20 protein-coding genes and 1 pseudogene are annotated in these 20,665 nt (G+C 73.5%); 4 read left to right on the top strand and 17 right to left on the bottom strand.

Annotated elements, in window-relative coordinates; translation table 11 throughout:
- Positions 1-160 precede the first annotated feature (160 nt).
- Complete coding sequence (locus TR50_RS31995; protein ID WP_042430365.1) at positions 161-991, top strand: class II glutamine amidotransferase; 831 nt, start codon at positions 161-163, stop codon at positions 989-991.
- A gap of 31 nt (positions 992-1,022) precedes the next feature.
- Here TR50_RS31995 and TR50_RS31990 read toward each other — a convergent pair whose 3' ends face one another.
- The 10 genes from TR50_RS31990 to TR50_RS31945 form a co-directional block, all read right to left on the bottom strand.
- The gene (locus tag TR50_RS31990; protein WP_042430362.1) at positions 1,023-1,775 is read right to left on the bottom strand and encodes a PIG-L deacetylase family protein; all 753 of its coding nucleotides are present in this window, start codon (positions 1,773-1,775) and stop codon (positions 1,023-1,025) included.
- Between the two features lie 91 nt (positions 1,776-1,866).
- Positions 1,867-3,132, bottom strand: a complete 1,266-nt coding sequence (locus tag TR50_RS31985) for a glucarate dehydratase family protein (RefSeq protein ID WP_042430359.1) — start codon at positions 3,130-3,132, stop codon at positions 1,867-1,869.
- 140 nt (positions 3,133-3,272) lie between these two features.
- Positions 3,273-3,680, bottom strand: a complete 408-nt coding sequence (locus TR50_RS31980) for a VOC family protein (protein WP_042380898.1) — start codon at positions 3,678-3,680, stop codon at positions 3,273-3,275.
- 10 nt (positions 3,681-3,690) lie between these two features.
- Positions 3,691-4,155 (bottom strand): helix-turn-helix transcriptional regulator, encoded by a 465-nt coding sequence (locus TR50_RS31975; RefSeq protein WP_042430357.1) that lies wholly within the window; start codon positions 4,153-4,155, stop codon positions 3,691-3,693.
- A gap of 66 nt (positions 4,156-4,221) precedes the next feature.
- Complete coding sequence (locus tag TR50_RS43140) at positions 4,222-5,136, bottom strand: DUF4232 domain-containing protein (RefSeq protein WP_052441601.1); 915 nt, start codon at positions 5,134-5,136, stop codon at positions 4,222-4,224.
- Complete coding sequence (locus TR50_RS31965; protein ID WP_084701313.1) at positions 5,120-5,716, bottom strand: RNA polymerase sigma factor; 597 nt, start codon at positions 5,714-5,716, stop codon at positions 5,120-5,122. The genes TR50_RS43140 and TR50_RS31965 overlap by 17 nt, the downstream gene beginning before the upstream one ends.
- A 50-nt stretch (positions 5,717-5,766) precedes the next feature.
- Positions 5,767-6,441 carry a class F sortase gene (locus tag TR50_RS31960; protein WP_084701311.1) on the bottom strand — a complete coding sequence of 225 codons (675 nt, stop codon included), beginning with the start codon at positions 6,439-6,441 and terminating at the stop codon, positions 5,767-5,769.
- A complete protein-coding gene (locus TR50_RS50445; RefSeq protein ID WP_052441600.1) occupies positions 6,441-7,220 on the bottom strand; it encodes a DUF4232 domain-containing protein in 780 nt (259 codons plus the stop codon). The genes TR50_RS31960 and TR50_RS50445 overlap by 1 nt, the downstream gene beginning before the upstream one ends.
- A 160-nt stretch (positions 7,221-7,380) precedes the next feature.
- Complete coding sequence (gene pntB / locus TR50_RS31950; RefSeq protein ID WP_042430355.1) at positions 7,381-8,841, bottom strand: Re/Si-specific NAD(P)(+) transhydrogenase subunit beta; 1,461 nt, start codon at positions 8,839-8,841, stop codon at positions 7,381-7,383.
- Positions 8,842-8,847: 6 nt separating this feature from the next.
- On the bottom strand, positions 8,848-10,413 hold the full coding sequence (locus TR50_RS31945; protein WP_042430352.1) for a Re/Si-specific NAD(P)(+) transhydrogenase subunit alpha: 1,566 nt from the start codon (positions 10,411-10,413) through the stop codon (positions 8,848-8,850).
- Positions 10,414-10,902: 489 nt separating this feature from the next.
- On the opposite strand from TR50_RS31945, the gene asnB reads away from it, so the two are divergent.
- Positions 10,903-12,756 carry an asparagine synthase (glutamine-hydrolyzing) gene (gene asnB / locus TR50_RS31940; RefSeq protein ID WP_042430348.1) on the top strand — a complete coding sequence of 618 codons (1,854 nt, stop codon included), beginning with the start codon at positions 10,903-10,905 and terminating at the stop codon, positions 12,754-12,756.
- Positions 12,757-12,784: 28 nt separating this feature from the next.
- On the opposite strand, the gene TR50_RS31935 is transcribed toward asnB, so the two are convergent.
- The 7 genes from TR50_RS31935 to TR50_RS31910 form a co-directional block, all read right to left on the bottom strand.
- On the bottom strand, positions 12,785-13,501 hold the full coding sequence (locus TR50_RS31935; protein WP_236654674.1) for an LmeA family phospholipid-binding protein: 717 nt from the start codon (positions 13,499-13,501) through the stop codon (positions 12,785-12,787).
- A gap of 194 nt (positions 13,502-13,695) precedes the next feature.
- A complete protein-coding gene (locus TR50_RS31930) occupies positions 13,696-14,970 on the bottom strand; it encodes an RNA polymerase sigma factor (RefSeq protein WP_042430346.1) in 1,275 nt (424 codons plus the stop codon).
- 37 nt (positions 14,971-15,007) lie between these two features.
- Positions 15,008-15,409 carry a YciI family protein gene (locus TR50_RS31925; protein WP_042430339.1) on the bottom strand — a complete coding sequence of 134 codons (402 nt, stop codon included), beginning with the start codon at positions 15,407-15,409 and terminating at the stop codon, positions 15,008-15,010.
- Positions 15,410-15,521: 112 nt separating this feature from the next.
- Positions 15,522-16,088 carry a MarR family winged helix-turn-helix transcriptional regulator gene (locus TR50_RS31920; RefSeq protein ID WP_042430336.1) on the bottom strand — a complete coding sequence of 189 codons (567 nt, stop codon included), beginning with the start codon at positions 16,086-16,088 and terminating at the stop codon, positions 15,522-15,524.
- Positions 16,081-17,355 carry an FUSC family protein gene (locus TR50_RS31915; protein WP_042430333.1) on the bottom strand — a complete coding sequence of 425 codons (1,275 nt, stop codon included), beginning with the start codon at positions 17,353-17,355 and terminating at the stop codon, positions 16,081-16,083. The genes TR50_RS31920 and TR50_RS31915 overlap by 8 nt, the downstream gene beginning before the upstream one ends.
- A 95-nt stretch (positions 17,356-17,450) precedes the next feature.
- Complete coding sequence (locus TR50_RS46035; protein WP_152648754.1) at positions 17,451-17,639, bottom strand: hypothetical protein; 189 nt, start codon at positions 17,637-17,639, stop codon at positions 17,451-17,453.
- A 156-nt stretch (positions 17,640-17,795) separates the two neighbouring features.
- Positions 17,796-18,602 carry an EamA family transporter gene (locus TR50_RS31910; RefSeq protein WP_439654262.1) on the bottom strand — a complete coding sequence of 269 codons (807 nt, stop codon included), beginning with the start codon at positions 18,600-18,602 and terminating at the stop codon, positions 17,796-17,798.
- A gap of 176 nt (positions 18,603-18,778) precedes the next feature.
- On the opposite strand from TR50_RS31910, the gene TR50_RS31905 reads away from it, so the two are divergent.
- Together TR50_RS31905 and TR50_RS31900 are read left to right on the top strand one after the other, a co-directional pair.
- The gene (locus TR50_RS31905; RefSeq protein WP_042430328.1) at positions 18,779-19,672 is read left to right on the top strand and encodes a LysR family transcriptional regulator; all 894 of its coding nucleotides are present in this window, start codon (positions 18,779-18,781) and stop codon (positions 19,670-19,672) included.
- Between the two features lie 227 nt (positions 19,673-19,899).
- Positions 19,900-20,665 (top strand): annotated as a pseudogene (locus TR50_RS31900) (hypothetical protein); the annotation flags it as partial.

The raw sequence follows: 20,665 nt of genomic DNA, 5'->3' as shown, positions 1-20,665 counted from the left end.
GATCCCAGCCCGCGCCGGGCTGCCAGGAACAGGTTCCTCACGGCCACGCTTCTCGCCCTGCGTCGCTCAAGGGGCTGGTCGACAATTGGTGTAGCGACCGAAACCCGCCGGTGTTCTTGCGCCGTGGAACTTCCGGCCGTCACGTCCAAGGAGGTCGACCATGTGCCGTTGGCTCGCCTACTGGGGCTCGCCTGTCCGGCTGACGGATGTGCTCTACACACCGGTCCACTCACTCATCGACCAGAGCCTGCACTCCAAGCTCGGGGCCGAGACGACCAACGGCGACGGCTTCGGAATCGGCTGGTACGACGACACCGAGACGCCAGGGGTGTTCCACGGCACCGAGCCGGCCTGGAACGACACCAACCTGCGCGAGTTGTCGGCGCACACCACCTCACCGCTGTTCTTCGCGCACATCCGCGCCGCCATCGGGTCGTCCGTCCAGCAGACCAACTGCCACCCGTTCCGGTACAAGCGGTGGCTGTGGATGCACAACGGATTCATCGACGGCTTCGCCGACATCAAACGCGATCTCGCCTTCGCGGTCGACCCCTCGCTCTACCTGGACATCGGCGGCACGACGGACAGCGAGCTGATGTTCTTCCTGGCGCTCACCTTCGGGCTCGAGGAGGACCCTCCGGGCGCCGTCGCGCGCACGATCGGGTTCGTCGAGGCGCGCGGACGCGAGCACGGGCACCAGTTCCCCTTCCAGGGGACCATCGCGACCAGCGACGGCGACTCCCTGTGGGCGTTCCGGTACTCGAGCGCGGGCCAGAGCCGATCGCTCTACTTCAACCGGAGCGTCCCGCAGCTCAGGGAGATGTATCCCGATCTGGCCATGCTCCGCGGGGTGGCCGACCACGCGCGCCTGGTGGTCTCCGAACCCCTCGGAGACCTGCCCGGCGCCTGGCTCGAGGTGCCGGAAGCCACCTACGGCGTCGTCAGCAAGGAGCGGGAGGAAATGCTTCCCTTCGTTCCCCAGGCCGCCTGACCGGCGGACGTCTGACCGGCGAAACCCCGGCCTACTCCGGCGGCCGCAGGTACACCACCTCGAAGGCGGAGCCGTAGCGGACCCCGAGCCGGGACCCCGTCATGCGGCCGAAGCCCTCCAGGAACTCCTCCGGGTCGGCCATGGCCCCGTCCCCGAGCCCGGCCAGGTACGCCTTGTGCTCGGCCAACGACGCCACGCCGAGCGCGAAGGTCTCGGTGACGTCCACGCCGTGGCCGGACTCGGGGGAGCCCGCCGCGAGGAGCATCCGCACACCGTTCCACGGCTCCAGCCCCTCGCCCAGCAGCTCCCGGAACACCCAGCGGTTCCCGGCGTCGCGGGCGGCGTCGAGCGCCGCCCGCCCGGCGGCGATGTGGTCGGCCTGGTTGGGGAAGACGCCGCCGTAGGTGTCGCGGTAGTTGGTGGTGATCACGACGTCCGGGCGGTGGCGGCGCACCAGCCGGGCGATGTCGCGCCGCAGCGGCAGGCCGTACTCCAGCACGCCGTCCGGGTGGTGCAGGAACTCCACGGTGTCCACGCCGACCACGGCCGCCGACGCGATCTGCTCCGCCTCGCGCAGCGGCCCGCACTGCTCGGGGTCCAGCCCGTCGATGCCGGCCTCGCCGCTGGTGACCATCGCGTACACCACGCGCTTGCCCCGCCTTGTCCAGCGGGCCACGGCCGCCGCCGCGCCGTACTCCATGTCGTCGGGGTGCGCCACGACGGCGAGCGCGGTCTGCCAGTCCTCGTCCACCGGGGCCAGCGGCGGGGGTGCCTGTTCGCTCATGACTGCCTCCACGGATCACAGGGCGCTCCTCCCGACGCTACCGAGAGCGCGCCGATCCCGCCGCGCGAACGGTCACCCCGCGCGCCCGTGCTCACCAGCGCGGCTGGACCAGCCGGTAGGACGGGTCGACCCGCCGCATGTAGCCGGTGTCGTCGCGGTCGCGCAGGCCGCAGTCGAGGTACTGCCGGTGCAGGCGGGCCAGGGCGTCGCGGTCGAGTTCGACGCCGAGACCGGGGGCGCGGGGGACGGCGACGGAGCCGCCCTCGAAGGCGAGGGCGCCGGGGCGGACGACGTCCTCGTCCTCGCGCTTCCAGGGCCAGTGGGTGTCGCAGGCGTAGCCGAGGTTCGGGGTGGTGGCCGCGAGGTGGACCATGGCGGCGAGGCTCACGCCCAGGTGGGAGTTGGAGTGCATGGACAGGCCCAGCCCGAAGGTCTCGCAGATCCCGGCGAGCAGCCGGGAGCGCTGAAGTCCGCCCCAGTAGTGGTGGTCGGAGAGGACCACAGCGACCGATCCCGCGCGCACGGCGGCCGGCACCTCGTCGAAGCCGACCACGCACATGTTGGTCGCCAGCGGCATGGGGACGCGCGAGGCGACCTCCGCCATGCCGGGGATGCCGGGGGTCGGGTCCTCCAGGTACTCGAGCACGCCCGCGAGCTCCTTGCCGACCTCGACCGAGGTCTCGACGCTCCAGGCGGCGTTGGGGTCCAGACGCAGCGGCAGCTCCGGGAACTCCTCGCGCAGCGCGCGGATCGCCGCGATCTCCTGCTCGGGCGGGAACACGCCGCCCTTGAGCTTGACGGCGGTGAAGCCGTAGCGGTCGACCATCGTGCGGGCCTGGGCGACGATGCCGGCCGGGTCCAGTGCCTCGCCCCAGGCGTCGGGCGCGCCGCCGGGGTGGGCGGCCCACTTGTAGAAGAGGTAGGCGCTGAAGGGGACGCGCGGGCGGACCGCCCCGCCGAGCAGGTCGCTGACGGGGCGTCCGAGCAGCTTGCCCTGGATGTCGAGGCAGGCGACCTCGACGGGGGAGAAGACGCGGTCGACGGTGCCGGTGGTGGTGATCCGGCCGGTGAGCCCGTGTCCGTCGCTGCCGGTCGCCCCGGCGAGCGCCTGCGCGGCGCGTGCGTGGATCAGGTTGAGGGCGAAGACGTCCTGGCCGATGACCGCCTCGGCCACCTGCCGCAGCCGGAGCAGGTGCCCCTCGTCGGCGTAGGTCTCGCCGAGGCCGGTGACGCCGGAGTCGGTGGTGACCTCCACGATCGCGCGCAGCGCGTAGGGCTCGTGCACGCCCACGGCGTTGAGCAACGGCGGGTCCTGGAACGCGACGGGAGTGACGGTGACGGCGGCGATCCGGCTCATGCAGGCTGCTCCTGGTTCCTGTATGTGAACGCGGGACATCTATGCGAACACCCTCGGGAACCGTATGACCGTCTCCGCGAACGCGTCAATCCCGGCCGCCGTGACGGCGGCCGGGACGGGCGTGCGACGGAGGGGAGAGGTCAGGACTTGGTGGCCTGGATCCGGACCATGTTGCCGGAGGGGTCGCGGAACGCGCAGTCGCGCGGGCCCCACGGCTGGTCGATCGGCTCCTGGAGCACCTCCGCGCCCGAGGCCCGCACCCGCTCGAAGGTCGCGTCGACGTCGTCCGTGCTGAAGATGGTCGACGGCAGGACGCCCTTGGTGAGCAGCTCCTGGAGCACGTCGCCGTCGGCCTGCGACCGGCCGGCGTGCGGCTCGGAGAGCACGACGGCCACCTCCGGCTGGTCGGGGCTGCCGAGGGTGACCCAGCGGAAGCCGCCGGAGGCGACGTCGTTCTTGAGGTCCAGCCCGAGCGCGTCACGGTAGAACGCGACCGACTCGTCGACGTCGTTGACGGTGATGTGGCAGTACTGGAGAGCGATGGTCATGCCGCTCACGTTAGGCGGCGGTGTCGCCGCCTGCTTCTCGAATCCTGCTCGATGCCGGACGCGCCGAGCCGGAGGCCGGCTCGCGGGTGGGACGGGTGCGCACCTTGGCCTCGCAGGCGGGCATGGCGACCACCGCGCTGTGGTCGCGGTCGCGGTAGGCGCTCGGCGTCTCGCCGACGATCTCGGTGAACTTCGAGCTGAACGAACCCAGCGAGGTACAGCCCACCGCCATGCACGCGTCCGTCACGCTCATGCCCCCGCGCAGCAGCGTCATCGCCCGCTCGATGCGGCGGGTCATGAGATAGCTGTACGGGGTCTCGCCGTACGCCGCGCGGAAGCGCCGCGAGAAGTGCGCGGGCGACATCAGCGCGCGGGCGGCCATCGTCGGCACGTCGAGTGGTCGGGCGTACTCGCGGTCGATCAGATCCCGGGCCCGGCGCAGGTGAGCGAGGTTGGCGAGCTCCTCCGGCGTCATGCCTTCGAAGCTACCACCGCCCACCGACAAGGCGGCCGGACCGACAACCACCCGGCCCGGCGCGGGTCAGTTCGCCGGATTGCCGGTGGCGCCCGGACCGAACGGCGTCACCTCGAAGGTGCCCAGGCAGACCGTCACCTGACCGGGGAAGACCAGCGACGCGCGGCTGCCCGGCGGGTAGATCCGCAGGGACGTCGAGGCCGGCTGGCACTCCGAGGGGTTGTTCGTCTGGCGGTTCACCGTGTGGATGGTGTCGCTCGCCGACGCGCCCGGGGCCAGCACCACCGGCGCGTACGCCAGGTGGTCGTAGGTCGCCGGCACGCCGATCTGACGGCCCGAGGCGTCCAGCAGCGACAGCCCGGGGAAGCCCGTCACATGGCACGGCGTGGAGCTGCGGTTGGTGACGACCAGGTAGGTGTAGATCTGGCCCGCGCCCGCGTTGCCCCCGCCCAGGTGCGGGGCCAGTTGGGCGGCGGTGCACAGCGGGGTGCCGCCGGTCCCGCCGGTCCCCGCCGTCGGGGTGCCGCCGGCGCTCGCGGGAGCGCTCGCGCTCGCCGAGCCGCCCGTGCCGCCGGTCGGGGTGCTCGTCGTGGGAGCCGCCGAAGGCGTCGGGGACGGGGAGTGGGCGCTGCCCGGTCCGGTCGAGGGCGGCACGGTCACCGGGTTGGACACGCCGTGTCCGGCGCTCGCGGGCGGGGTGACGACCTCGCCGGGGCCTTGCGGGGAGAACGCCCCGGTCAGGTAGACCGCCACCGCGAGCACGCCGACGCCCGCCGTGGCGCTCAGCGTCGCACGCCGGCGTCTGCGCCGGGCCGCGCGCCGCCGCAGCTCGCCGAAGGCGCCCTCCGGGATGGGCAGCGACTCGAAGGGACCGCGCGCCAGCTCCGCGAGCGGATCGGTTCCGGCGTCCGGCCCGCCCGGGTCGTCCGCGTGGCGGTCCGCGTCGCCGTCCGGGCCGAAGCGGTCAGCGGATCGGGTCATGGAAGCCCCCAAGGGTCGCACGGAGCAGTTCGCGGGCGGTGCGCAGGTCGGACTTGACGGTGCCTTCGGGACGGCCGAGGCGCGCCGCGACCTCACGCACCGGCAGGTCCGCGAAGTAGTACAGCAGCACCGGGTCGCGCAGGCGCTCGGGGAGCGACTGGACCAGCAGCCGCACCGAAGGCTCGTCCCCCTCGACGGTCTGGCGCACCGACTCCTCCTGCCCCGCCCGGCGCAGCGCGCGCCGTTCGCGCTCCATTCTGCGCCAGTGGTCGCGCACCAGGTTGGCGGAGGTGACGTAGAGGAACCCGGTCGGTTCGTCGACCGTGGTCCAGCGCGCCCACAGCCGGGTGAAGGCCTCGGAGGCGATCTCGTGGGCGGTGCCGTCGTCGTCGACCAGACGACGGCACCAGCCCGCCAGGCGCGGGTAGAGGCTGCGGAACAGTTCGGCCGCGTCCTCCTCCGACGCCTTGCGGCGTTCTCTTCGCTCCCTGCGCCCCGCGCGTTCCGTGCCGTGCGCGCGCTCGGTCCCGTGCGCGTGTTCCGTGTGCTCCGTGCGATCCGCGGTGACCGCCCCCCTCATGACCTCGGGCCCGGTTTCCGCGGCCCACTCCCGGCTGCGCACCCCGACGTTCAGGACGCGGTCCCGGTGAGAGAGGCGTAGACGATCACGTTGTCCGGATAGCCGCCGCCGCTCAGATGCGGGCCGCCGCACGTGATGAGACGCAGCGCGGGGTGGTCGACGTTCCCGTAGACGGCCGAGGTCGGGAAGGCGGACTTGCCGACGGTCTGCACCCGGTCGACGGTGAACACCGCCGTCGAGCCGTCCTGCCGCTTCACCTCGATCCGGTCGCCCGGCCGCATCCGCGACAGGTGCAGGAAGACCCCGTCGCCGAACTGCCCGACGGTGACGTGCCCGAGGATCACCGACGGGCCGGTCTGGCCCGGCGTCGGCGTCCCGTCGTACCAGGCGGCGGGCGCGTTCGCCTCGATCGGCGGCACGCCGACCGTGCCGTCGGGGTTCAGCCCGACGGACATCACGGACGCGTGCACGCCGATCGACGCGATGGTCAGCCCCACCGGAAGCGACCGGCCCAGCGGCGCGACCGGAACGCCGGACGGCGCGGAGGCCGACGCCGACCCGCCCGCCGACACCGGGGCCGCCGGCGGGGAGCTGTCGGCGTGCGCGGCGCAGCCCGCGAGCAGCAGCCCGCAGGCCGCGAGCGCGACACCGGTCCGTGCGGTCCGCCCCGGCCGCCCCGACCGCCCCGAGCGTGCCGACCGTGCCGCCTCCGGGCGACGCGGCATCAGCCCCGCGCCCGGGAGCGCCGGGCACGGGCGACCGCGACGCCCGTGCCGCCGACCACCAGCAGCGCGCCGCCGCCGACCGCCAGCGCGCCCCCGGATCCGTCGGAGGAGGTCGGCGCCTCACCGGTCGCGGGAGCGCCGCTCGGCACCGCGCTGACCTGCGAGGTCGGCGCGGCCGAGGGGATCGCCGAGGAGCCGGAGCTCGGTGTGGCCGTCGGCGTGCCGGAGCCGCTGCCGCCGCCGGCCGGCGGGGTGGGCAGGGTGCTGCCGCCCGCGACCATCGGGATGAGGGTGAAGATGTCGCAGACCGTCACCTTGGCGGGGACGACCAGCGAGGCGCGGTTGCCCGGCGGGTAGACGCGCAGCGAGGTGGAGGTGGGCCGGCACTCGCCGGGGTTGTTCGTCATCCGGTTGCCGGTGTGGATGGTGGTGGTGGCCGAGGCGTGCGGGGCCAGCTCGACGGTGTCGTAGGCCCGCGGGTCGTGGGTGGCGGGCGCGCCGATCTGGTTGCCGTGCGAGTCGAGCACCGACACCCCGGGGTAGCCGGTGAGGTGGCAGGTGGTGGAGCCGTGGTTGGTGAGCACCACGTCGTAGTAGAGCTGTCCGGCGCCCGCGTCCTCGCCGCCGAGCGCGCCGGTCAGCTGGGCGGTGGTGCACATGGGGGTGGTCGCCGGCGTGGCCGCGCCGGCGAACGGCGCGAACGCGAGGGCCGAGGCCCCGAGCGCCACCGAGGCGGCGCCGGTGGCGGCGGCCCGCAGGGCCTTACTGCTGCTGCGCATGGTCGTGCGTCTCCCTTGTCGATCCGAACGCATCGAGCGGTGAGCGTCGAGCGGCAGGAGAGACGACGCACCCCGGGGCCGGGGTTGTAAAGGAATGTCAAAATCGGGTGCCCCGGCCTCCGAGGCGGAGACCGGGGCACCCGGGGTGGAGCGGGAGGGCCTAGCCCGCGACCGTCTGACGCGGCGCCGGAGCGGCCGGCCGGCGGCCGTCGGTGCTGAGCGCCTGGAGGATCGCGTCGACGCTCGCCTTGGCGTCGCCGAAGAGCATGCTGCTGTTCTCGCGGAAGAACAGCGGGTTCTGCACGCCCGCGTAGCCGGAGGCCATCGAGCGCTTGAAGACGATGACGCTCTCCGCCTCCCAGACCCGCAGCACCGGCATGCCGGCGATCGGGCTGCCCGGGTCCTCGGCCGCGGCCGGGTTGACGGTGTCGTTGGCGCCGATGACCAGCACGACCGAGGTGGCGGCGAAGTCCTCGTTGATCTCGTCCATCTCCAGGACGATGTCGTAGGGGACCTTCGCCTCGGCCAGCAGCACGTTCATGTGGCCGGGCAGGCGGCCGGCGACGGGGTGGACGCCGAAGCGGACCTCGACGCCACGCTCGCGCAGCTGACGCGTCAGCTCCGCGACGGGGTGCTGCGCCTGGGCGACGGCCATGCCGTAGCCGGGGGTGATGATCACCGAACGGGCGGTGGCCAGCAGCTCCGCCGCCTCCTCGGCGCGCACCTCGCGGTGCTCGCCCTGCTCCTCCTCCTGGCTGGACGGCGCCTCGATGCCGAAGCCGCCCGCGATGACGGAGATGAAGGACCGGTTCATCGCCCTGCACATGATGTAGGAGAGGTAGGCGCCGGAGGAGCCCACCAGCGCGCCGGTGACGATGAGCAGGTTGTTGTCGAGCAGGAAGCCGGCCGCGGCCGCCGCCCAGCCCGAGTAGCTGTTCAGCATCGACACGACGACGGGCATGTCGCCGCCGCCGATCGAGGCGACCAGGTGCCAGCCCAGCGCCAGCGCCAGCACCGTCACCACGATCATCAGCGGCAGGCTCGGACTGACGGTGAACCACGCCGTGAGCGCCACGAACGCGCCCAGCGCGCCCAGGTTCAGGAAGTTCTTGCCCGGCAGCATCAGCGGACGCGAGTTGATGCGCGCCGACAGCTTCAGGAACGCCACGATCGAGCCGGTGAAGGTGACCGCGCCGATGAAGATGCCGATGAACACCTCGGCGTGGTGGATGCTCAGCAGGTCCGCGGCGATCCGGGTCTGCGCCGTGCCGTGCCGCTCCACCTCGAGGTAGCTGTTCCAGCCCACCAGCACGGCGGCCAGGCCGACGAAGCTGTGCAGGACGGCGATCAGCTCGGGCATCTGCGTCATCTCGACGCTGCGGGCCCGCCACAGGCCGACGACGGCGCCGATCGCCATCGCGACCAGGATCAGCGCGACGGCGCCGGCGGTGATGCTCTGCGCGGCGACCACGATGGTGGCGACCAGCGCGAGCGCCATCCCGGCGATGCCGTAGACGACGCCGGCGCGGGAGGTGCGGTGCTGGGACAGGCCCGCCAGGCTGAGGATGAACAGCAGCGCGGCGACCAGGTCGGCGGCGTGGGAGGCCGTCATGGAGGTCATCTCGGCTCAGCCTTTCGAGAACATGGACAGCATGCGGCGGGTGACGGCGAAACCTCCGAAGATGTTGACGCTCGTCAGCAGGATCGCCACGCAGGACAGCGCGGTGACGACCCAGCTCTCGTGCCCGATCTGCAGCAGGGCGCCGATCACGACGATGCCGGAGATCGCGTTGGTCACCGACATCAGCGGGGTGTGCAGCGCGTGGTGCACCTTGCCGATGACGTAGTAGCCGATGACCACCGCGAGTGCGAACACCGTGAAGTTCTCCGCGAGCTGCGCGGGCGCGAAGGCCACCAGCAGGAACATCGCGAGCATTCCGGCGCCGATGAGGGAGAAGCGGCCCGCGGGGGTCAGCTTCGGCTGCTTGGGCTCGGGCTTGGCCGGGGCGGCGGCCGGCTGCGCGGCGGGCGCGGCGGAGACCGAGACGGGCGGCGGCGGCCAGGTGACGTCGCCGCTCTGCGCGACGGTGACGGCCCGCTGGACGACGTCCTCGAAGTCGATCGTCAGCTGCCCGTCCTTGCCGGGCGTCAGCAGCTTGATCAGGTTCACCAGGTTGGTGCCGAACAGCTGCGACGCCTGGGCGGGCAGCCGGGAGGCGAGGTCGGTGTAGCCGATGATGGTGACGCCGTTGTCGGTCACCACGGCCCGGCCCGCGACCGTGCCCTCGACGTTGCCGCCCATCGCGGCGGCCATGTCGACGACGACGCTGCCCGGCTTCATCGCCGCCACGTCGTCGGCCGTCAGCAGGCGCGGGGCGGGGCGGCCGGGGATGAGCGCGGTGGTGACGACGATGTCCACGTCCTTGGCCTGCTCGTGGTAGAGCTCGGCCGCGGCGCGGTCGTAGTCGGCGGAGGTGGCCTTGGCGTAGCCGTCGGTGCTCTGCTCCTGCACGACGTTGACCGGCAGGTACTCGCCGCCCAGCGACTTCACCTGGTCGGCGACCTCGGGGCGCGGGTCGGTGGCGCGCACGATCGCGCCGAGCGAGGACGCGGCGCCGATCGCCGCGAGACCGGCCACGCCCGCCCCGGCGACGAGGACCTTCGCCGGGGGGACCTTGCCGGCCGCGGTGACCTGGCCGGTGAAGAACCGGCCGAAGACGTGCGCGGCCTCGATGACGGCCCGGTACCCGGCGATGTTCGCCATGGAGGAGAGCACGTCCATCGACTGGGCGCGCGAGATGCGGGGCACGGCGTCCAGGGAGAGGGCGGTCACCCCGGCGGCGGCGAGCGCCTGGAGGAGTTCGGGCTTCTGCGCGGGGGCGAGCAGGCCGACGAGCGTCGCGCCCTCGCGCAGCCGGGCGATCTCCGCGTCGGTGGGGGCGTTGACCTTCAGGACCACGTCCGCTTCCCAGGGCTCGCCGCTGCCCGCGATTCCCGCGCCGGCGTCGAGATAGGCCTCGTCGGTGAAGCCGGAGGCCGATCCGGCCCCGGACTCGACGACGACCTCGTAGCCGAGGCCCAGCAGCTGGCGTACGGTCGCCGGGGTGGCGGCGACGCGCGTCTCCCCGGAGGCGGACTCGGCGACGACGCCGATGCGCTGTGGTGGGTGGTGCGCGGGTTCTTGAGCAGACATGTCTCGTGTTCTCTCGTCAGGGGAGGGTGTGACGGGGGATCCGCGATCGGGGGAAGCGGAGTGTTGTAGGGACTCCTTCCCCCTTGGTCGCAGGAACCTACCCGTCGGGCGCGGGCATACCGACCGGTCAGGACCGTGACATGTTTCACTTTCGCCTCACTTGAGGAACCGGTGGCCCGTCTCCCGTTTTCCCGGCAGCCCCTGCGGCCGGTCGAGCGTGCACGACCCGTCGGGATCGGGTCACATCCGCGCGAGGCCGGAGGGCCGCTCCGCTGCCGCCGAACGGCGGCGGCGCCCGGCGGCGGCGGGCGTCCACCCTGCTCAGGGCAGTGTTGCGCCATTGGCCTGAACATGACTTTGAGGCCGGGCAATGATTGCGCTCTGCATCCAAACTACTTAGCGTGATCATGTCGGCGGGCCGCAGCGGACCGGCCACGCCCCGCCCACCCGGGGCGCCGCGCCGACCCTCGCAGAAAGGCACCACGCCGTATGTGCGGGATCACCGGATGGGTCTCCTACGACCGGGACCTGACCACCGAGCACGCCACCCTCGCCGCGATGAACGCCACCATGACCGACCGCGGCCCCGACGCCGGCGGGCTCTGGCTCGACACCCACGCCGCCCTCGGCCACCGCCGCCTCGCCGTCATCGACCTCGAGGGCGGCGCCCAGCCGATGACCGTCACCCACGACGGCCGCACCCTGCTCGCCACCACCTACAGCGGCGAGATCTACAACTACCGCGAGCTGCGCGCCGAGCTCGCCGCCCGCGGCCACGCGTTCACCACCGCCAGCGACACCGAGGTCGCCCTGCACGCCTACCTCGAGTGGGGCGAGGACTTCACCCACCGCCTCAACGGCATGTACGCCTTCGCGCTGTGGGACCCGCGCAGCGAGGAGCTGCTGCTGGTGCGCGACCGGATGGGCATCAAGCCGCTCTACTACTACCCGACCGCCGACGGCGTCCTGTTCGGCTCCGAACCCAAGGCGATCCTGGCCCACCCCCTCGCCCGCGCCGTCGTCGACCGCGAGGGCCTGGCCGAGCTGCTGGCCTTCGTGAAGACCCCCGGCCACGCCGTATACCGCGGCATGCACGAACTGCGCCCCGGCCACACCCTGCGGGTCCGCCGCGGCGGCCTGACCGAGCGCCGCTACTGGGCGCTTGCGGCCAAGGAGCACACCGACGACCTCGACACCACGATCCGGCACGTGCGCGAGCTGCTCGACGACATCGTCGAGCGCCAGCTCATCGCCGACGTGCCGCTGTGCACGCTGCTCTCCGGCGGCCTGGACTCCTCCGCCGTCACCGCCCTGGCCGCCAAGGCCCTGCGCGAGAGCGGACACGGCCCGGTGCGCTCCTTCGCCGTCGACTTCGTCGGCCAGACCGAGAACTTCCGCCCCGACGCGCTGCGCGCCACGCCCGACGGCCCCTACGCCCACGCGCTCGCCGAGCACGTCGCCGCCGACCACCGCGACATCGTGCTGGAAACCGCCGACCTCACCCAGCGCGGGCACCGCGACGCCGTCCTGCTCGCCCGCGACCTGCCCATCGGGCTGGGGGAGGGCGACACCTCCCTCTACCTGCTGTTCAAGGCCATCCGCGAGCAGACCACGGTCGCCCTGTCGGGCGAGTCCGCGGACGAGATCTTCGGCGGCTACTCCTGGTTCCACGACCCCGAGGCCGTCGCCGCCGGCTCCTTCCCGTGGCTGTGGGTCATCGAGCGGGGCTTCGCCGCCGAGAGCACCGTCCGCGGCCGCGACGCCCTGCTCGCCCCCGGCCTGCTCGGCAAGATCGACGTCGCCGGCTACCAGCAGGCCCGCTACCACGAGGCGATCGCCGAGGTACCGCGCCTCGCGGGCGAGAGCGGACTGGAGCGCCGGATGCGGGAGATCAGCCACCTCCACCTGACCCGCTTCGTGCAGAGCCTGCTCGACCGCAAGGACCGCGCCTCCATGGCGACCGGCCTGGAGGTCCGCGTCCCGTTCTGCGACCACCGGCTGGTCGAGTACGTCTTCAACGCCCCCTGGGCGATGAAGACCTTCGACGGCCGGGAGAAGTCCCTGCTGCGGGCCGCGACCCGCGACGTCCTGCCGGACGTGGTCGCCGAGCGCGTCAAGAGCCCCTACCCGTCCACCCAGGACCCCGGCTACGCCGAGGTCCTGCGCGCGGACCTGCGCGCCCTGCTCGCGGACCGCGACGCACCCGTCCGCGACCTGCTGGACCTCGGCGCCACCTCCGACGCCGTCGCGAGCGCCCCGGGCGCGGACCTGCGCAACTCCGCGGAGATCGTGCTGGCGCTCGACACCTGGCTGCGCAACTACGACGTCACGCTCGACATCTGACCGCCCGCCGGCTCCTCGGTCTACCGACTCACCTGCCGTAGACCGAGGAGCCGAGCAGCACCTGATGGCCGACCAGGTGGACGTCCACGCCGGTCCCGGTCGAGGTCGCCGTGTCGAAGCCCACGCCGAACGGCAGGGTGACCGGGTAGTCGTAGGAGCCCTGGCCGACGCCGGGCACCCGGATCTCGATCTCGTTCCCCTGCGCCAGCAGGGTGCCGACGGCGTCCACCTGCCGCCCGTTCCACGCGCCGGTCACCCGGATCCGCGCCTCCTGCCCGTTCGACCCCGGCGCGGGACCCACGGTCAGCGCGCCGCGGCTCGCCATCAGCCGTGTCACCACGCCCGACAGGTCCTGGTAGGAGAGCGTCAGATCGCCCGTGACCAGCTGGGCCTGCGCGCTGCGGGCGGTCAGCGAGGTCACCTTCAGGTCGTGCAGGTCGAGCGTGAGCCGCCGCACGTTCAGGTAGCCGCCCTGCGGGTGCTCGGAGGTGTCGAGGGTGAAGTTGCCCGCGTCCACCGTCACATGGTCCAGCTGTCCGCTCAGCGCCTGCGTCAGGAACGGGAAGCCGTCGATCGCGACATGCGTGTAGCCGTCCGTCGTCCCCTGGCCGTAGCCGTACTTCTGCTGCGCGAGCTGCGCCGCCTTCTGCTCGGCGTAGTCGTCCGCCAATCGGTCCGCGACCGTGCCCAGCACCGCGAGCACCACCACCACGACCGCCAGCACCTTGACCCAGCGCCGCCTCATCGCCCCGCCCCCCGTTCCGCCTCCGTCCGCCGGCCCCCGCCGACGGTCGGGGAGCAGGCTAGCGGCAGCGGTGGGTCGTGTGCGCACCGGGGTGCCCGCGAGGCTTCGCGTCGTGCGGCGACGCGCGCTGACGTGCGGCGGCGTGCCGCGTCGAGGGCCTCGCCCACGTGAACCGGGCCGGGGAGCGTGGGATGTCAGGGACGGTGCGGGTCCTCGGGCCCGGCCGCCAGGCGGGCGGCGCGGAGGGTGAGGTGGTGGCGTTCGGGGAGGCTCGCGGTGCGGTGCGCCGCGGCACGGTAGTCCGCGACGGCGGCCTCGCGGTCACCGGCCAGCTCGTGCAGATGGGCGCGGACCGCGTACAGCCGGTGGTGCCCGGCGAGCGCGGCCGGGGGAGGGTCGCCGAGCAGCGCGAGCCCGGCGGCCGGACCCTCGACCATCGCGACGGCGACCGCGCGGTTCAGCGTGATCAGCGGGTTGTCGGAGATGCGGGCGAGCACCCCGTAGAGGGCGAGGATCTGCGGCCAGTCCGTCTCGGCCGCCGTCCGCGCCTCGTCGTGGACGGCCGCGATGGCCGCCTGGACCTGGTACGGGCCGACCGGGCCGCGCGGCAGCGCGGCGGTGACCAGCGCGACCCCCTCGGCGATCGCGTCGGCCTCCCAACGCGTCCGGTCCTGCTCGTCGAGCGGGACGAGCTCGCCGTCCGGGCCGGTCCGGGCGGGTCCGCGCGCCTCGGTCAGCAGCATCAGCGCGAGCAGCCCGGCAACCTCCGGGTCGCCCGGCAGCTGCGCGCGCACGGCCCGGGTGAGCCGGATCGCCTCGCGGGAGAGCTCGACGCGGCGCAGTCGCGCGCCGGTGCTGCTGGCGTAGCCCTCGTTGAAGATCAGGTAGAGCACGTGCAGCACCGCGTCCAGCCGGGCCGGCCACTCGGCCGCGTCGGGCATCCGCAACGGCACGCCGGAGGACTTGATCCGCTGCTTGGCCCGGCTGATCCGCTGTCCCATCGTCGCCTCGGGCACCAGGAACGCGCGGGCGATCTCACCGGTCGTCAGACCGCCGACGGAGCGCAGCGTGAGCGCGATCGCCGAGGCGGGCGTGAGCACCGGGTGGCAGCACAGGAACAGCAGCGTCAGCGTGTCGTCCTGCCCGCTGCCGTCCTCCGCCTCCGCGTCCGCGCCGGGTGCGGAGCGCCGGTCGGCCGGGACCTGCCCGGCCACCAGCTCCTCGCGTCGACGACGGGCCTGCTCGCTGCGCACCTGCTCGGTCATCCGGCGTCCCGCGACCTGGACGAGCCAGCCGCGCGGACTGCGCGGAACCCCCTCGACGGGCCACTGCGAAGCGGCGTCGAGCAGCGCCTCCTGCACCGCGTCCTCGGCGGCGGAGAAGTCGCCCCAGCGGCGCGTGAGCACGCCGACGACCTGCGGCGCGAGCGTGCGCAGCAGGTCCTCGACGTCGGGTTCGAGCGCCGTCACCGGGAGCCGGTCACCGCCGCCCGGTCGCGGGCGCCGGTCACAGCTCGGCGGGCGGGCCGGCCATGACCTGGCGCACCTCGATCGGCATGTTCAGCGGCAGGCCGCCGGGGCCGGGGGCCGCGGAGACCTCCGCGGCGATCCCGATCGCCCGCTCCTCGCTCTCGCAGTCCACGATCCACCAGCCGGCCACCCACTCCTTCGACTCCGCGAACGGACCCTCGGTCACCACCGGCGCGCCGCCGCTGTGCGAGCGGACGATCTTCGCGGTCTCCGGCATCGCCAGTCCCTGGGCGTCGACCAGCTCCCCGGAGGCGGACAGGGCGGTGTTGGTCTCCATCATGAAGCGGATGTGGGCCTGGATCTCCTCCGGCTTCCACTCGTCGAGCTTGGGGAAGTCGACGTTCTTCTCGCTGAACTGCATCAGCAGCATGTACTTCATCGCTTTGCTCCTCGTTCGTCGTACCCGCCCCCGGCGGGGCTCTCACGGGTAGGTAGAAGCACGCCCGGCCATTTCGACATCCTCGACGAGATCTGCGGGAATTTCCCGGACCTCAGCCCGCGGCGCGGGGAACGTGCGGGATGCTGCCCTCCAGATGCAGCAGCAGCTCCGCCAGCCGCTCGGCCAGTTCCGCTCGGTGCTCGGGCGGCAGGCCGGACAGCAGCGCGTGCTCGCGGTCCAGCTGCTCGGGCAGCGTCCGGTCGGCCAGCTCGCGGCCCGCGTCGGTGAGGGTCAGCCGCGCGACGCGGCGGTCGCGCTCGTCGGTGCGCCGCTCCACCAGGCCCTGCTGCTCCAGCTGCCGCAGCCGCTTGGTGACGGCCGCGCCGGAGGCGAAGGTCTCCCGGGCCAGCTCCCCGGCCGTGAGCGGCCGGGCGGAGCGGCGCAGCGTGCCGAGGAGGTCGAACTCCGCGCGGGTGAGCTGCTGGGGTCGCAGCTGCGCGTCGGCGGCCTGCTGGAGCAGCGCCGCGCAGCGGTTGATCCGTCCGATGACGCCGATCGGCTCCACGTCGAGATCCGGGTGGACCTGCTGCCACTGGCGCATGATGCCGGTGACGATGTCCTCGCGTCCTTCGCGTCCTTCGCCTGCCTCCCGTGCCTCGCGGGGCCGCTGGTCAGACATGCGCGGCCTGCCGCTCCGTCAGCAGGGCCAGCATCCGGTGCCCCTCCTGCTCCACCTGTGCCACTTCCTGCAGCGGAACCGGTCGCTGCCACCACTCTCCCGCATGGCCGTCGGCGGATTCTCGCAGCTCGTGGAGGGTGTCGGCGAGCCGGGCGTGCGCGTCGGCGCCGACCGGCTCCCTCAGTGCGACCCGCTGGGCGGTCCGCGCCTGGTGCAGCGCGGCCGTCAGGCGCTCCCCGGCTCGGCGGTTGGTCACCAGGAACGCGCCGGCCATCCCGAGCGCCGCCCCGAACAGCGTGTCCAGCCAGCGGTCGCCGACGAGCGTGCCGACGGGCTCGGTGCTGCCGAGGCTCACCAGCAGCAGCGCCATCGGGGTCACGAAGACCTGCCCGAGCCAGTAGTTGCGGGTGATCGTCGCCTCCGCGCCCACCTGGCAGGCCCCGATGAACAGCAGCGCGAGCAGCGCGCCCGCCTCCGGGACGTGGGTGAGCGGCACGGCGACGGTGAAGACCAGCAGGCCGAGCAGGCTTCCCACGGTGCGCTGCAACGCGCGCTGGAAGGAGACGCTGGTGTTGGCGCGGTGCACCGCGGCGGCCGTCACGACCGCCCAGTACGGGTGCCCGACCCCGGCCGCCAGCGACGCCCACCCGGCCAGCGCGCAGCCCAGCGCCACGCGTGAGGCGAGAGGCAGGTGCATCCGCAGCGGCCGCGGCCTTCGCGGTCGGGCGAGGGTGAGCGCCGGGCCGTGGTCCCGTACCAGCGCGGGCGCCAGGCAGACCAGCCACGCCACCAGCCCGCCCACGGCGACCAGCGCCAGGTGCGGGGGCACCTCGCCCAGCCGTTGGTGCGGCAGGAAGAACGCCGAGGCGGTCACGAATGTGAAGATCACGTTCCCGGGCGGCCCGAGCCGCGTCGCGTCGCACAGCAGCTTCTGCAGCCCGGCCATGAGCGCTGCCAGTGCCACCAGCACCACTGCCGAGCGCGTCAGCGAGGCGGCCGTCAGCGCCACCCCGACGCTCGCCGCCATCCCCGCGACCACCCACGCCAGCGTCCGCGCCCGCTCCCGGTAGGGCAGCGCGTGCGCGAACAGCGCGCACATGGTCCCGGCGGAGGTGTACGGCACGAGGTCCAGCCGCCCGAGCGCCCACAGCATCAGGTTCGGCAGGCCCGTGGCGACGGCGACGCTGAACGCGGGCCGGTGCCACGGCCCGACGGCGGGCCGCAGCCGCAGCGAGCCGCGCAGCGGGAGGGCGGGGTTCTGGCGCATGCAGATAGTTTAGCAAGTATTTCACTCGTGAAATAAATCCACCGGACGCCGTCCTGGTCGACCGCCGTCCGTCCTCGCGGCAGGGAATGAGCGTGTCAGTCCTTGTGCTCCCCATCGGGCGCTCGCGGAGGCGCCCACCAAACCGGTGGCGGGGCCGGTGGTCTCCTCTTGTTGACGACCGCCCCGATGACCGCCGCCGCGATCACGATGGCCGCAGGGATCGCAAAGAACAGGACCGAGACGAGCAGCATGCCCGGACCGTCGTTGAACTGCTGCTGATGCACCGCCGCCCCCCGGATCAGGTGTGTCGGGGGCAGCGTAGAGCGGTGGGGGTCGGGCTGCCAGGCATCTGGATCTCCGCCGCGCCACAACACGGTGTCGGAGTCGTCAAGCTCGAGGTCGTCGGTCCCGGCGCGGTGCGGCGTGCAGGCTCGGCCACGTCACTGCGAGGACGCCAGGGCGCTGACCGTGTTCGCGGCGACGATCGCCGCGATGGCGAGCCAGTCGGCCGGCGGCAGCCGCTGGCCCAGGACGACCCAGCCGACCACGACAGCCATCACGGGGTGCACGCTCATGAAGACCCCGAAGAACCGCGTCGGGACCTTGCGCAGCGTCAGCATGTCGACCAGGAACGGAACCCCCGACGACAGCACCCCGGCCGCGGCCGCGCACGCCAGGGCGTGGGCGGTCAGCGGGTGACGGGCGAAGACGAGCACCCCGACGGGCACGTAGAGCAGTCCTGAGATCGCGGCCGCCGCGCCGGGGCCCTCGGCGCCGGGGATGCGCGCGCCGATCACGCGGTTGAGGAGGATGTACGCGGCCCAGCAGGCCGCCGCGGCGAGGCCCAGGCCGAGGCCGAGGTAGTCGGTGGTCGGCTTGGGTCGCAGCAGGCAGACCACGCCCGCGCCCGCGGCCAGCGCGCAGGCCAGATCGGTGCGGCGGCGGGAGACGGCCAGGGCGAGCGTGAGCGGGCCCAGGAACTCCAGGGTGACCGCGAGGCCGAGGCCGACGCGGTCGACGGCCGTGTAGAGCGTCAGGTTCATGGTCGCGAAGACCAGCGCCAGCAGCAGCACCGGCCACCACTGCCGCCAGGTGAACCGCCGTACACGGGGCCGCCCCGCCGCCAGCAGCACGACCGCGGCCACCCACTGCCGTACCGCGACCACCCCGGCGGGCCCGATGGCCGGGAACGCGAGCGCGCCGGTGGCCGCGCCGAGCTGGTTGGACAGGGCGCTGCCGACCATCATGACGATGCCGGAGGCCGGAGCCGCGCCCGCCGGTCGGCCCCCGGCGGCGAGGTCGGAGGACGCCTGGGCGTCGGACACGGAAGCGTCGGACGCTGGAGAGGTCGTCATACCCGCAGCATGGCGCGGCTTCGTGGATGCGCAAAATGCATGCAGCGGCCGACCTATACGCTGAGCGTATGGATGTGGAGCTGAAGCAACTGCGCTGCCTGGTGGCCATCGTCGACACCGGGAGCTTCACCGACGCCGCGCTGGAGCTCGGCGTCTCGCAGGCCGCCGTCTCCCGCACCCTGGCCGGGCTGGAGGCCGCCTTCGGCGTGCGGCTGCTCCACCGCACCAGCCGCAGCATCGCGCTCACGCCCTCCGGCACCCACGTGCTGGGCCGAGCCCGCCACCTGCTCGCCGAGGTCGACACCCTGATGCGCGAGGTCGCCACCGGCCACACCAGGCTGCGCATCGGCCACGCCTGGTCCGCGATGGGCCATCACACCGCCGCGTTCCAGCGCCGCTGGGCCGCCGCCCACCCGGAGGTCGAGCTCCAGCTGATCCGCACCAACACCTCGACCGGCGGGCTGGCCGAGGGAGTGTGCGATCTCGCGATCGTGCGCGGGCCCGTCGACGCGCAGCGCTTCGCCAGCACGGTCGTCGGGCTGGAACGGCGGGTGGTGGCCGTCGCCTCGGACGACCCGTGGGCCAGACGACGGTCCGTCGGCCTGGAGGAGACCCGCGAGCGCACCGTCGTCATCGACCGCCGCACCGGCACCACCACGCCCGAGCTCTGGCCCACCGGCGAGCGGCCGACCCTGAGCTACACCAAGGACATCGACGACTGGCTCGCCGCGATCACCACCGGCCGCTGCATCGGCATCACCCCGGAGAGCACAGCGACGCAGTACCGCCGCGAGGGGATCGCCTTCCGGCCGCTGCGCGGCACCGCGCCGGTCGCGGTGCACGTGGTCTGGCCGCGCCGCGACCCCCACCCGGCGACGGCGGAGGCCGTGGCGCTGATCTCCGAGCTGTACGCGGAGGGCGCCGCGACGAGCCCCCGCCCCCGGCCGGGCCGCTCGTCCTAGGCGCTCACCCGTCGGCTGGCAGCTCCCCGGCCTCGGGACCGCCGGGGTGAATCGACGGTGTGTCCGATTGCGGGCGAGGCGTGGTTGCCGATGGCTGATCCACAGTGGCGGAAGGCAGACCCGCTGCCGAGATCCCTCGACCAGAGCGGAGGACCGTCATGGACGACGGCCAGTCAACCTTGCGACGCCCGCGGGCCGACCGCTTTGGTCGTGGACGGCGGAGGTCGGTGTTCGCCGCGGTCACGGCCCTGACCCTGGCGCCCGCCGGGCTGATCGCAGGCGCCACCCCGGCACCGGCCGCCGCCCCCTGCGGCAACGGCGTCCCGGTGGACGTCGGGACGTTCCGGTCCTGCCTGTACGAGCGCTCCGGCAGCGACACCTTCACCGTGCCCGCCGGGGTCACCTCGCTCACCCTCGCCGTCGAAGGCGCGCACGGCGGCAACGGCGCCGGTGTCGGCGGTGGCAGCGGCAACGTCGGCGGCTTCGGCGCGCGGGTGGTGACGACGGTCCCGGTCACCCCCGGGCAGGTCCTCCAGGTCAACGTCGGCGGTGCCGGCGGTCTCCTCACCGGCGGGTTCAACGGCGGCGCCGTCGGCAGCAGAGGCGCCGGCGGCCCCACCGACACCGGCGAGGCCGGAGGCGGCGGCGGGGCCTCGGACGTCCGCACCGGTGAGTTCGGGTTCAGCGTCCTCGGCCGGATCGTCGTCGCCGGTGGCGGCGGTGGTGGCGGCGGCAACGGCGCGGCCTTCAACAACTCCGTCTACCACCACCCGGGCGGCCGCGGCGGTGTCGGCGGAGGCGGCAACGGCGGAGCCGGCGCCAACGGCGACGGCGCGCCGCTGAACGGCGGCGGGGGTCCCGGAATCGCCGGCACAGGAGCGACCACTGACACCCCGGGGTCCGGTGGCCGCGGGGGCGTCGGCGGCAACACCGCCGGCGGCGACACCGGCGTCGCCAGCGGCCTGCCCGGGGGTGGAGGCGCCGGGGGCCGGC

The sequence above is a fragment of the Streptacidiphilus anmyonensis genome (assembly GCF_000787855.1).
GTDB lineage: Bacteria > Actinomycetota > Actinomycetes > Streptomycetales > Streptomycetaceae > Streptacidiphilus > Streptacidiphilus anmyonensis.
The sequence above is the reverse complement of the archived record's forward strand: the minus strand, read 5'-3'. Positions and strand labels throughout refer to the sequence as shown.

Coding starts and splice junctions, on each gene's coding strand:
- TR50_RS31920 (WP_042430336.1), bottom strand. CDS start 16,088: ATGTCTGACCAGCGGCCCCGCGAGGCACGGGAGGCAGGCGAAGGACGC.
- TR50_RS31995 (WP_042430365.1), top strand. CDS start 161: ATGTGCCGTTGGCTCGCCTACTGGGGCTCGCCTGTCCGGCTGACGGAT.
- TR50_RS31980 (WP_042380898.1), bottom strand. CDS start 3,680: ATGACCATCGCTCTCCAGTACTGCCACATCACCGTCAACGACGTCGAC.
- TR50_RS31960 (WP_084701311.1), bottom strand. CDS start 6,441: ATGCCGCGTCGCCCGGAGGCGGCACGGTCGGCACGCTCGGGGCGGTCG.
- TR50_RS31925 (WP_042430339.1), bottom strand. CDS start 15,409: ATGAAGTACATGCTGCTGATGCAGTTCAGCGAGAAGAACGTCGACTTC.
- TR50_RS31915 (WP_042430333.1), bottom strand. CDS start 17,355: ATGCGCCAGAACCCCGCCCTCCCGCTGCGCGGCTCGCTGCGGCTGCGG.
- TR50_RS31975 (WP_042430357.1), bottom strand. CDS start 4,155: ATGACGCCGGAGGAGCTCGCCAACCTCGCTCACCTGCGCCGGGCCCGG.
- TR50_RS31985 (WP_042430359.1), bottom strand. CDS start 3,132: ATGAGCCGGATCGCCGCCGTCACCGTCACTCCCGTCGCGTTCCAGGAC.
- asnB (WP_042430348.1), top strand. CDS start 10,903: ATGTGCGGGATCACCGGATGGGTCTCCTACGACCGGGACCTGACCACC.
- TR50_RS31990 (WP_042430362.1), bottom strand. CDS start 1,775: ATGAGCGAACAGGCACCCCCGCCGCTGGCCCCGGTGGACGAGGACTGG.
- TR50_RS31965 (WP_084701313.1), bottom strand. CDS start 5,716: ATGAGGGGGGCGGTCACCGCGGATCGCACGGAGCACACGGAACACGCG.
- TR50_RS31935 (WP_236654674.1), bottom strand. CDS start 13,501: ATGAGGCGGCGCTGGGTCAAGGTGCTGGCGGTCGTGGTGGTGGTGCTC.
- TR50_RS43140 (WP_052441601.1), bottom strand. CDS start 5,136: ATGACCCGATCCGCTGACCGCTTCGGCCCGGACGGCGACGCGGACCGC.
- TR50_RS50445 (WP_052441600.1), bottom strand. CDS start 7,220: ATGCGCAGCAGCAGTAAGGCCCTGCGGGCCGCCGCCACCGGCGCCGCC.
- TR50_RS31945 (WP_042430352.1), bottom strand. CDS start 10,413: ATGTCTGCTCAAGAACCCGCGCACCACCCACCACAGCGCATCGGCGTC.
- TR50_RS31910 (WP_439654262.1), bottom strand. CDS start 18,602: ATGATGGTCGGCAGCGCCCTGTCCAACCAGCTCGGCGCGGCCACCGGC.
- pntB (WP_042430355.1), bottom strand. CDS start 8,841: ATGACCTCCATGACGGCCTCCCACGCCGCCGACCTGGTCGCCGCGCTG.
- TR50_RS31905 (WP_042430328.1), top strand. CDS start 18,779: ATGGATGTGGAGCTGAAGCAACTGCGCTGCCTGGTGGCCATCGTCGAC.